The organism is Spirulina subsalsa CS-330 (assembly GCF_028330765.1).
Lineage (GTDB): Bacteria > Cyanobacteriota > Cyanobacteriia > Cyanobacteriales > Spirulinaceae > Spirulina > Spirulina subsalsa_A.
The window spans coordinates 1-10,992 of record NZ_JAQMTY010000158.1 but is presented as its reverse complement, the minus strand read 5'-3'; the positions used below and the strand labels follow the sequence as shown (position 1 = coordinate 10,992).

The following is a 10,992-nucleotide window of genomic DNA, read 5'->3' as shown; positions in this document are numbered from 1 at the left end:
CCCTCGCCCCGTGGGAGAGGGGTTTGGGGTGAGGGTAAGGCGTGAAAACGCTCGTCTCCTAACGCCGCCAGGAAACCTTCGGGAGAATTTCTTGCTTATCGACCCGATTTTGATATTTCACCGCAAAATTCAACAGGGAATCCAACAGAGAATCCGAGAGGAAGTGAGGCTCTAAACCAAGATCTAAGAGCTTGGTATTTTTGGCGTTGAAATAATGTTCTTCGAGTTCGACGCGGGGGTTATCCACGCTCTTAATCTCTACTTTGAGACCGAGGGTGCTGCCGGCTTTTTGCACCATTGTTGCTAAATCGCTGATGCTAAAGAGTTCCGTGAATTGGTTGAAGACGCGGAAATCACCGGGATCGGCGGGATTATTGATCGCAATTTCAATGCAGCGCACGGTGTCGCGAATATCGAGGAGGCCGCGGGTTTGGCCGCCTTTGCCGTAGACCGTGAGGGGATGCCCGATCGCAGCTTGAATACAAAAGCGATTTAAGGCCGTACCAAATACACCGTCATAGTCTAAACGGTTGACCAGCAGTTCATCCATGCCGGTTTCTTCGGTTAACACACCGTAGACAATCCCTTGGTTGAGATCGGTGGCGCGGAGGCCCCAAATTTTACAGGCGAAGTGAATATTGTGGCTGTCGTGAACTTTGGAGAGGTGATAGAAACTCCCCGGTTGTTTGGGGTAGGGGAGGGTATCTTTGCGGCCGTTATGTTCGATTTCGATGTAGCCTTCTTCGATGTCAATATTGGGGGTTCCATATTCACCCATGGTTCCCAATTTCACGAGGTGACAATTGGGAAACTCATCGCGCATCGCAAAGAGAATATTGAGGGTTCCAACAACGTTATTGGTTTGGGTCATGACCGCATGTTCGCGGTCAATCATGGAGTAGGGAGCCGATCGCTGTTCGCCAAAGTGAACGATGGAGTCGGGCCCAAATTCTCGGAGCGATTTAATCAGAAAATCGTAGTTATTAATATCACCGATGTAGAGATCGATCTGTTTACCCGTTAAATCTTTCCAGCGTTGCAGTCGTTGCTGAATCGGTGCAATGGGGGTGAGTGTATCAACACCTAGTTTGGCATCCCAATGACGGCGGATCAGGTTATCAAGAATGCCGACCTCATATCCTTTATTGGAGAGGTGGAGTGCTGTGGCCCAGCCGCAATACCCATCCCCACCGATGACTAAAACTTTCATATTGCCTTTTTTGTGATTGTCTTTACCGATACTCGCTAAATGTATCAGGTATTGGGGCATTGTTGGGGATCAAGTTTAGGGGGAGATTAAGGGCGAAATGGGGGGCGATCGCAGCCTGGCTCTGGCTCCATTCTGACGGGTTGATCGGGGAATGACGGCGGCGGGAATGAGATTCGCTAAAATAGCGGCAGTGTTGGCTAACGAGGCTCCCTATGCGATCGCGATTGGTATTGATGGTTGGACTCCTGCTGGTGTGGCCCTGCGGGATGGCCGGTGCGATGCCGCCGCCGGAGGATACGCCGGAGGAAGTGTTACGCACAGAAATTATTTTGGAGGCGCGATCGCCTCAAACGGGGGAACGGCTCACGGCGGCGGACTATGCCCAAGTCGAAGCCGCCCAAGGAGAACGGGCCTACGATCCAGAACTTGATCCCCAAGTGCGTCACCTGATTTTCCTCCTGCAACTGCGCAACATGTTAAAGCCGATTATCCCCTTCATCCCATAGCCGATGCGTGAACTGTGGGGGTCGGTGATTATCTTTTTAATATGCCCTGTGCTGGGGGGCTTGCCCGTGGTGGATTGGCTCGTGCGGCGGGGAACGGGGAAACGGTTGCGACAGTTGGGGACGGGGAATCTCTCGGTGTCAGCGGCGTTTTACCACGGCGGGCGCACGGTGGGAATTGTGGCGGTCTGTTCTGAGGCGGCAAAGGGGGTGATCGCGGTGCTGTTGGCGCGGTGGTTTTTTACGACGGAACCGGCGTGGGAGATTGTGGCCTTGATTGCCTTGGTGATGGGCCGCTATTGGATGGGCGGCGGGGCGGGGACGACGAATGTATTTTGGGGGATTGTCGCCCATGACCCGATCGGGGCGGTGGTGATTGCCTTTTTGGGGTTGATGAGTTTTACCCTGGTGCGGGAACGGCGGGCGGGGCGCTATGTGAGCCTGTTTTGGCTGGTGATGATTTTAGCCGTGCGGCAGTCGGGGCAAGACTATGCGATCGCCGTCGTGATCCTCGCGGCCCTAATGGCTTGGATTTACACTAAAATTCCGGATGATCTGGAGTTGGTTGAACCCACCGACCAAGAACAAGATACGCGCACCCTGTTTCGATTTTTTCGCGGAGATAATGCTGTGTTGACCCTACGTGATCGCTTAGAACCCCAGAAAGTCGGGGCCAAGGCGGCCACCCTGGCTACCCTAAAACGTTGGGGCTATGCTGTGCCCGAAGGCTGGGTGTTACCGGCGGGGGATGATCCCCAGCCCTTAATCCTGTCCTTGAACCCATCCCCAGAGCAGCCCCTAATTGTGCGATCGTCAGCGATCGGCGAAGACTCTGCCACCGCCTCCGCTGCCGGTCAATACGTCACCCTGCCCAACATCACCACCCCTCCCCAACTCGAAGCCGCCGTCCTCCATTGCCAAACCTCCTATAATTCGCGCCGCGCCGTTGAATACCGCCGCCACCACCACCAGCGCGACCAATCCCTCGCCGTCCTCGTTCAACAGCAAATCACCGGGCAATATTCCGGCGTTGCCTTCAGCCGTGACCCGGTGGATCAATACCGGGATGTGGTGGTGATTGAGGCCTTGCCGGGGGGCGCGGCGGCGGTGGTGTCGGGTCAAACCACCCCGGAACAATACAGCGTCCATTTTGCCGCTGATCCCGTCATGCCACCGGATCACGAACATCTTGACGGCGATCGCCCGGAACTGGATGATCCCGCCGCCTTGGCGATCGCTGGCGAAGGTTCCACCCCATCCCACGTTCTACAACAGGTGGCCCGCCTCTGCCGTGACCTGGAAGCCCGCTATCACGGCATTCCCCAGGATATGGAATGGACCTACGACGGTGAAACCCTCTGGATTTTACAAACGCGCCCGATTACCACCCTCGCCCCGATTTGGACGCGCAAAATTGCCGCTGAGGTGATTCCGGGGGCGATTCGGCCCCTCACCTGGTCGATTAATCAACCCCTCACCTGTGGCGTGTGGGGAAAATTATTTGAGATTGGGCTGGGCGATCGCGCCGCCGGGTTGGATTTTGATGCCACCGCCACCCTGCACTTCTCCCACGCCTATTTCAACGCCACCCTCCTCGGTGAAATCTTCCGGCGCATGGGTCTCCCCCCCGAAAGCCTCGAATTCCTGACGCGGGGCGCACCGATGACCAAACCCCCGATCCTCCGCACCCTCAAGAATTTACCGGGACTCTGGCGACTGGCGCAGCGGGAATGGCGACTCCCCCAAGACTTCGCCCGCGATCAGCAGAAATGGTTTATCCCCACCCTCCAGCAGGTGCAAACCCCCGCCACCCACCTATCCCCCGATGAACTGTTAGCGCGGGTGGATTTGATCCTGTCCACGTTGCAGCGGGCCACCTACTACAATATTTTGGCTCCCTTGAGCGCGGCGATCCGTCAAGGGATCTTGCAGGTGAGTGAGGCGGAATTGGATACCCAAGCGATGCCGGAGGTGGCTTCGGTGCGGGCCTTGATGCAGTTAGCCGAAAAAAGTCGAAATTTACTGCCCATGGGCCAGTTGAATTTTGATAGTTGTCCGTCGCTGTTTGCCTATTTGGCGGATATGCCCGACGGTCAGCCAATTTTAGACCAGTTCAATCTGTGGTTAAAGCAGTATGGCTATCTGAGTGAGGTGGCGACGGATATTGCAGTGCCGCGTTGGTCGGAACAGCCGCGACCGATGCGCGAACTGTTTACCCGCTGTGTGTTTGATGATGTGCAGCGATCGCGCCTCTCCCAAACCCCAGACCTGCCCGAATCCCGTTCCGCCTTTGCCAAACTGGTGCAACATCGCCTCGACCTCAAAGGGAACGTGGCGGAACTCTATAACCGGCTGCTGGCACAGTTACGATGGACGTTGCTCGCCCTTGAACAGCAGTGGCTCCAGGCGGGCCTGCTTCAGGAAGCCGGGGATCTGTTCTTTCTCACCCTGGCGGAACTTGCCGAGCAAGTGGAACGGGATGCCGGCAGCCTCGATCCGGTGCTGGGCGATCGCCTCGCCTTCCGCAAGCAGGCCTATACCCACCATCAAGCCCTGTCCCATGTGCCCCCGGTGGTCTACGGCCAACCCAGCGCCGATCGCCCGCCGCCGCCCCCCTCGCGCCCGGTGGGGCAAACCCTGAAGGGCATCGGGGTCAGCCCTGGGGTGATTGAAGGTCGCGTCCAGGTGGTGCGATCGCTCCAAGACTCAGGAACCCTCGCGCCGGATACCGTCCTGATCGTGCCCTATACCGATGCGGGTTGGTCGCCCCTGCTGGCTAGTGCGGTGGGGATTGTGTCGGAGGTGGGGGGCCGTCTGTCCCACGGGGCGATTTTGGCGCGAGAATATCAGATCCCGGCCGTGTTTGATGTGGCTGGGGTGATGCAGCTTCACGATGGCCAATGGGTGCGGGTGGACGGGCAGCAGGGCACGATTGAACTGATTGACGAGACGGAGTAGCCGCCGCCCCAGGTTGGGGGATTATCCCACAGGGGTCAGGATGGAGGCGAGAACGGCGGCGATCGCACCGCCCCCGATGATCACCGCCCCGATCAGGTGATAAAACCGTTCTGGGGATTTCACCCCCATCCCCGGCAATTGCGAACAGAACCAGCCCCCCAATAAACCCCCCAGATGGGCCCAGTTATCCACCTGCACCGAAAACAGACCAAACCCAAAATTGAGCAGGGCATAGGTCCAGGCCATGCGTTGCAAATGGGGCGAAGGCACCGAAAGGAGCGCACCGAGGAGGCCGAAAATTGCCCCCGATGCGCCCACCGTATAGTTAGCACCATGAAGGGCGGGGGGCAAAACGGCAAAATCCGCCGCTGCGATCGCACTGGTGAGCACACTACCGGCGATCGCACTGCCCCCATAGATCCACAACAACCGCCCCGCCCCGTAAAACTGCGCCACCGCCGGCCCCAACAACCGCAGCCACATCAAATTCAACAGCAAATGCAGCGCCCCCCCATGGAGCCACGCCGCACTTAACACCGTCCACCACCGCCCCAACTCAAACAGCGGCACTGCCCCCGTCGATCCCAACGCCAACAGACTCCGACTACTCGGCGACAACCACCGCATCGGCCCCCCATGGCGAATCCCCGGCAGATCGATCGCCAAACTCACCCCATACACCACCACACAACTCCAGATCAGCACCGTTGTCATGCCCCAATCCACCCCCCGCTCTTGTAATGGGCCGCTATAGCCCCACAGCAGCGGCTGAGACACCCGACAATGGGGGCATTGCGTCGTTTCTTGGGGCACAAATTGATGGCAGGCAAAGCACGCGCCCCCCTTTGTCTGAGGCTGGGGCAACCGCGCCAAGAGAGCCCGCACAGCAGTTTTCAGCATTAATGATTTCTCCAAGGATTCGGCCCGGACTTGCTCGCGTTTCGTCGCCAGTGGGGTTTGTTAAAATGGCAGAGCAAACGGGATTTTCCTGCGTTTGTTCCTAGCCGAGGTTAATGGTGTTCCAGCATCGGGATTCACCCGGTTGTTTTGCCCCGTGCCGTCGATCGCGATGTCTCCTGTCGCCCGTGGCAACGTGGGGGCATGGCCAACTCATTTGTTCAATGTGATTGATTGCGACCTTTGCACCATTCTCCCTTGAAAGTTTCGATCCTGTCCCATGATCTGTCCGGCAGTGGTGCGGCCCGCTGGGCGGCGAGTCGGCCTTTTTTACTCTACCAAGCCCTCCAACAGTTGGGCTACGAGGTGGAGATTCTCGGCTTTAACTTTGGCGATCGCCCCCCCAACCCCGCCGTGCGCGATCGCTTTCCCCTCACCCTGATCCCCGGCCAACCCCTACCGCAGTTTTGGCAGTCCGCCCGCACCCTCAGCCGGGCGATCAGCGGTGATATTGTCTACGCCCTCCGCCCCTACCTCACCACCCTCGGCCTCGCCCTCTGGCATCGCTGGCGCACCCGTACCCCCGTCGTTTTGGATGTGGATGATTGGGTGCTGGGCTGGTGTGGTGGTGATGACCTGCGCTATCCCACCAGCCTAAAGCAGGTGGCGCGGGACATCCTCAAACCCAACGGAGCCTTGCGCCACCTGGATCATCCCCTCTATCTACGGTGGGCGGAAAAACTCGTGCCCCGCGCCGATGCCGTCACAATCCACAGTCAATTTTTACAGGATCGCTTTGGTGGGGCCTATGTGCCCAATGGGAAGGATGTAGACCTGTTCGATCCGGCCCGGTGCGATCGCACGGCCAGCCGCGATCGCTACGGCCTCAGTGATTACCGCGTCCTAATGTTTCCCGGTGCGCCCCGCCCCTACAAAGGCATTGAAGATGTCCTCCTGGCGTTGGATCACCTTGACCAGCCCGATCTACGCCTTGTCATCGTCGGCGGTAGCCCCTACGACGACTACGATCGCCACCTCCATCACCGCTGGGCCCGCTGGCTAATCCAACTTCCGATCCAACCCGCCCACACCATGCCCGACCTCGTCGCCGCAGCGGATATCATCGTCGTCCCCCAACGGGACACCCCGATCACCCGCGCCCAATTTCCCCTCAAACTCACCGACGGCATGGCCATGGCGAAACCGATCATCGCTAGCCGTGTCGGGGATATTCCCACCCTCCTCGGTGACACCGGCTTTTTAGTCGAACCGGAATCCCCAGCAGCGATCGCCGCCCAGATTCAATGGATTTTCACCCATTACGATCGCGCCCTGGCCCTCGGACAGCAGGCCCGAAACCGATGTATTGCACAATATAGTTTTGCGGCAATGGCCGCTAGACTAGCAGAGGTATTAACCCCCTTGACCCCGAACAGATAACCAACCCTCAGCACCCCGCCGACCGCCCAACCCATACACATCCCATTAGCCATCGGAGTTCAGCACTGTTCTGGGTCACTCCGCCTCCCTGTGGAAGGAATCAATGTCTACCAATAAACTACTCCTGAAGTTTGCCCTCCGTTACCCGTTTTTAATTATCGCGACTGTTGTTTTAGGGTTTTCTGGCGCGTTATTTAATGGCATTAGTACCGCCTTGATTGTCCCCCTCCTGCTGGGGTTTTTGGGTCAGGATACCGGGCTATTAACGAAGGGGCCCGCTGCCCTCCAAGCCGTGATGCGGTTCTTTGAACGGTTTCCGGGGGATACGAAATTCTTTGCCATGATTGGGGCGGTCATTTTAGCGATCGTCCTCAAAAATACCGCCATGTATTTTACGGCGATTGTCTCTAACTATTTATCGCGATCGCTCGTCAACGGCATGCGCCTTGAAGGGGTCAAACTCCTCCTGCGGTTTGACTTAGACTATTTTTCAAAACAAAAAATCGGCAACATTATCAACACGGTTAACAATGAGGTGGGACGCACCGCCAACGCGGTGAAATTGGGGATTTCCATGTTCACCACCTTAACCACCGTTTCGGTGTTTATCGGCATTTTGATCATGCTGTCCTGGAAACTCACCCTTGCGGCGGCGGTGTTGCTGGTGCTGATGTTTGCCCTCAATCAATGGTTTATTCGACGGGCCAAACAGTATGGCCGCATTCTGTCCTTAAAATCCCAGGAATATTCCAATAGATTACTTGAAATCCTCACGGGGATTCGACTGATTAAAACCGTCAGCAATGAGCAATTTGAATATCAGAAGCTAGAGCAATGTATTCGGGAACGAGAGCAGGCGGAATTTGCTTCCCAAAGTAATTACGCCGTGATCGCCCCGATTAATGAAATTTCAGGCATTTTTACGATCCTCGGTATTGTCGTAATCGGGCGCTATATTTTTATCGATCAACTGCAATCTCTTTCGACGATTCTCCTCATTTATTTGGTGACGCTGTTTCGCCTTCTCCCCTTTGTGGGACGGCTGAATGAGGAGCGGAGTAAGTTTGCCAATGTGTCCCCCAGTGCGGAAATTACAGCCCATTTCCTCCGTGAAGATGATAAACCGATCATGCAGTGGGGCGATCGCGCCTATACACCCCTTCAGGAGGGGATTCGCTTTGAAGGGGTGAGTTTCCACTATCCCGGCTATGAGGCAAATACCCTGAAAGACGTTGATCTTTGGATTCCACGGGGGAAAACCACCGCCCTGGTGGGGTCATCGGGGGCAGGAAAATCAACATTGGTGGATCTTGTACCCCGCTTTTATGATCCGGTGCAGGGGCGGATTACCCTGGATGGCGTGGATTTGCGGGATTTGGAATTGGGGTCAGTGCGCCAAGCGATGGGGGTAGTGAGTCAGGATACCTTCTTGTTTAATAATTCGATTCGCTACAACATTGCCTATGGGCTGGAAAATGTGAGTGATGCGGAGATTGAAACTGCGGCCCGCCGCGCCAATGCCTACGACTTTATCCAAAATCTGCCCCAGGGCTTTGCTACGGAAATTGGCGATCGCGGTGTGATGCTCTCCGGCGGCCAGCGGCAACGCCTGGCCATTGCCCGCGCTCTGCTGCGTGACCCGGATATTTTGATTTTGGACGAGGCCACCAGCGCCCTTGATACGGTGTCGGAACGACTGGTGCAGGATGCGATCGATGAACTCTGCCGCGATCGCACCACCCTCGTCATTGCCCACCGCCTTTCCACCATCCGCCAAGCCCATCAAATTGTCGTTCTCGATCAAGGGCAAGTCATGGAAGTGGGAACCCACGCCGAACTCCTCGAACGGGATGGCCATTACGCCAAACTCCACGATTTGCAATTCGGCAAGAAACAGAAAAAATTTGCCCTGCCCACCAATGCGGCGTTGATTCGCGCCTCGATTCGGGCCTCGTTGGAACTGCGCACCTGTTTGTCCTACGAAGTCCGTGCCCGTCTCAATGCAATGCTCGGCTCTCTCCAATTGGTCACTGATGATTTAGTGGATACCCCAGAAGAGCGTCAAGAATTGATTCAAGAATCCTACGAATCCGCCCTAGGACTCTTGAACACCCTTTCCTTTTTTGAAGATCATGGTGCTCGTTTGGACTGGAATGGGATCAATGTGGCCAAAGCCTCAGAACTCCCCAACTCCTCAGGGTGAGGGCAGATTCAGGCAAATTCAAACCGGGTGATCTCACTTTTGCAGATTCCCATGGCTCGCCAGAGACCCCCCTCATCCCCAGCCCTTCTCCCGCAGGAGAAAGGAGCCAAAAGCCTTCTCCTTCGGGAGAGGGTTGGGTGAGGGATTGCATAACTGAGATGCACCCATTCAAACCGGGTGATGGCCGATCCCAAATTAGGCCCAAAGAGTGGCTTAACTCGTGGGTAAAAGTACACCCAGAATGAGTAAAAGACCGCTCCAAAAATGCAGTTTGATGGCGATAAATTTACAGTTTTGGACGCGCTCCGGTTGGTCATGATTCGCTCGCACATGGCGCACTAGCCCCACGCCAATCGGCAAACTCAGCAGAGTGAAGAGGGTGGCAAGGGGCAACAGTCCCAGCCCAACGCCGATGGGGATACTGAGGCCAAACAGGATGACGCTGAAGGTAAGGAGATCAGCCCCCCGTGCAGTGCCGAGGCGGACAATGGGCGATCGCTTCCCGGCGGCGAGATCGTCGGCTTCTTGGTGAAAGTGAGAGCAGTATAAAATCAGGGTTGTCGTCAAGCCCAGCAGGGTGGCGATCGCCCAGAATTGCGGCGTGAGGGTGGCGGATTGGGAATAGATGGCAGCAGCGATCGCCATCGGGCCAAAGGTTACAAAGCAAATCGGTTCACCGAGTCCCAAATATCCCAGGCGAAAGGGCGGCCCTTGATAGGTATAGCCTAAAAAACACGCTCCCAGCACCAGCCCTAAAATCCGCCAATCTTGCACCCAATAGGTGATCGCCACAATACTCAAAATTCCCACCCCTAAACAGCCCAGACTGAGCCAAAAAATCAGTGATTTATTTTGGGTGAGGTTGACAATGGAATGGGCTTTATTGCGATCAATGCCGGTATCGGCATCAAAGACATCATTACTTAAGTTAATCCAGGCCAAAATTGCGATCGCCCCCGTCAAAAAACCGCTCAAGATTCCCCCGTTGATCTGCCCAGTTTCACCATAGGCGATCGCAGTTCCCATCAGAATCGGCATCACTGCAACACTGTACATCGGCAGCTTGATCGCGGCTTTCCACAGTTGTTTTTGGGAGGGGGGGGAGGGTAATGAAGGCGAAATCGGTTGAGGGCTGGTCATAGAATTCAGTGTCAAATGTCACAAAGCACGGGCAAAAAAAAGAGGGGGATTGCTGTCAATTTAAAATCAACAAAGACAGCCCACAAAACCCACAAAATAGGCATTCAATAAGTGGGGGATTAAAGACGAATGAATCCACAATTTTGGCATTCATGATCCTACGTGAGTAGGGGATTGATGCCGAGTTTTTAAGAGTTCCGCTACCATAGGAGCATTGTCATCTAGACGGCTTCCCCTTCTTAGACATACCATTGAGTCCTACTCAAAATTAAAAATTTATAAGAAATTTTACGTTGTTCCATGCCCGTTCTTCCCTATCGTTTTTCCCCGGCATACGATGCGCGAGAACTCCAGTCCCTTTTTTCCTCGGTGTCAGTCCGGGCGCGGCAACGGGGTGTAGCTCAACTGCTGAGTCTGTCGTACCCCCTAGACCCAGCGGTTGATCCGCTGCTGCTGTTGCAATGTAATCCGTTTCTGAATCAGCCGTCGGCTTATTGGGAGCATCCGAGTCATCAGGTGGCGATCGCCGCCATTGGTCAAGTGGACGGGGCCTGTTTTACGGGGGAGGAGCGTTTTCTCCGGGCGCGGCATTGGCTCACGACCCAGCACCATCACCTCACCCAAGCGGGGGGGGGGGGGGG

General features: G+C 55.9%; 7 protein-coding genes and 1 pseudogene. 5 read left to right on the top strand and 3 right to left on the bottom strand.

The window, feature by feature from the left end; translation table 11 throughout:
- Positions 1-58: 58 nt before the first annotated feature.
- On the bottom strand, positions 59-1,210 hold the full coding sequence (locus PN477_RS10590; protein WP_272120074.1) for an NAD-dependent epimerase/dehydratase family protein: 1,152 nt from the start codon (positions 1,208-1,210) through the stop codon (positions 59-61).
- 212 nt (positions 1,211-1,422) lie between these two features.
- Here PN477_RS10590 and PN477_RS10585 point away from each other — a divergent pair, with 212 nt between their 5' ends.
- Positions 1,423-1,716, top strand: coding sequence for a hypothetical protein (locus PN477_RS10585; RefSeq protein ID WP_272147268.1), 294 nt, complete (start codon positions 1,423-1,425; stop codon positions 1,714-1,716).
- A gap of 3 nt (positions 1,717-1,719) precedes the next feature.
- Entirely contained in the window at positions 1,720-4,671 is a 2,952-nt protein-coding gene (locus PN477_RS10580; protein WP_272120072.1) for a glycerol-3-phosphate acyltransferase, read from the top strand.
- A gap of 21 nt (positions 4,672-4,692) precedes the next feature.
- Here PN477_RS10580 and PN477_RS10575 read toward each other — a convergent pair whose 3' ends face one another.
- A complete protein-coding gene (locus tag PN477_RS10575) occupies positions 4,693-5,571 on the bottom strand; it encodes a rhomboid family intramembrane serine protease (RefSeq protein WP_272120071.1) in 879 nt (292 codons plus the stop codon).
- Between the two features lie 255 nt (positions 5,572-5,826).
- Here PN477_RS10575 and PN477_RS10570 point away from each other — a divergent pair, with 255 nt between their 5' ends.
- On the top strand, positions 5,827-7,008 hold the full coding sequence (locus PN477_RS10570) for a glycosyltransferase family 4 protein (RefSeq protein ID WP_272120070.1): 1,182 nt from the start codon (positions 5,827-5,829) through the stop codon (positions 7,006-7,008).
- Positions 7,009-7,111: 103 nt separating this feature from the next.
- Entirely contained in the window at positions 7,112-9,211 is a 2,100-nt protein-coding gene (locus PN477_RS10565) for an ABC transporter ATP-binding protein (RefSeq protein ID WP_272120069.1), read from the top strand.
- A 213-nt stretch (positions 9,212-9,424) separates the two neighbouring features.
- Here the strand turns inward: PN477_RS10565 and menA are convergent, their stop codons facing one another.
- A complete protein-coding gene (gene menA, locus PN477_RS10560) occupies positions 9,425-10,351 on the bottom strand; it encodes a 2-carboxy-1,4-naphthoquinone phytyltransferase (protein WP_272120068.1) in 927 nt (308 codons plus the stop codon).
- Positions 10,352-10,651: 300 nt separating this feature from the next.
- Between menA and PN477_RS10555 the strand changes: the two are divergent.
- Positions 10,652-10,992: pseudogene (locus tag PN477_RS10555) on the top strand (hypothetical protein); the annotation flags it as partial.

Excerpts from the sequence above, each read along its gene's own strand:
- PN477_RS10575 (WP_272120071.1), bottom strand. The coding sequence starts at position 5,571 with ATGCTGAAAACTGCTGTGCGGGCTCTCTTGGCGCGGTTGCCCCAGCCT.
- PN477_RS10590 (WP_272120074.1), bottom strand. The coding sequence starts at position 1,210 with ATGAAAGTTTTAGTCATCGGTGGGGATGGGTATTGCGGCTGGGCCACA.
- PN477_RS10585 (WP_272147268.1), top strand. The coding sequence starts at position 1,423 with ATGCGATCGCGATTGGTATTGATGGTTGGACTCCTGCTGGTGTGGCCC.
- menA (WP_272120068.1), bottom strand. The coding sequence starts at position 10,351 with ATGACCAGCCCTCAACCGATTTCGCCTTCATTACCCTCCCCCCCCTCC.
- PN477_RS10565 (WP_272120069.1), top strand. The coding sequence starts at position 7,112 with ATGTCTACCAATAAACTACTCCTGAAGTTTGCCCTCCGTTACCCGTTT.
- PN477_RS10580 (WP_272120072.1), top strand. The coding sequence starts at position 1,720 with ATGCGTGAACTGTGGGGGTCGGTGATTATCTTTTTAATATGCCCTGTG.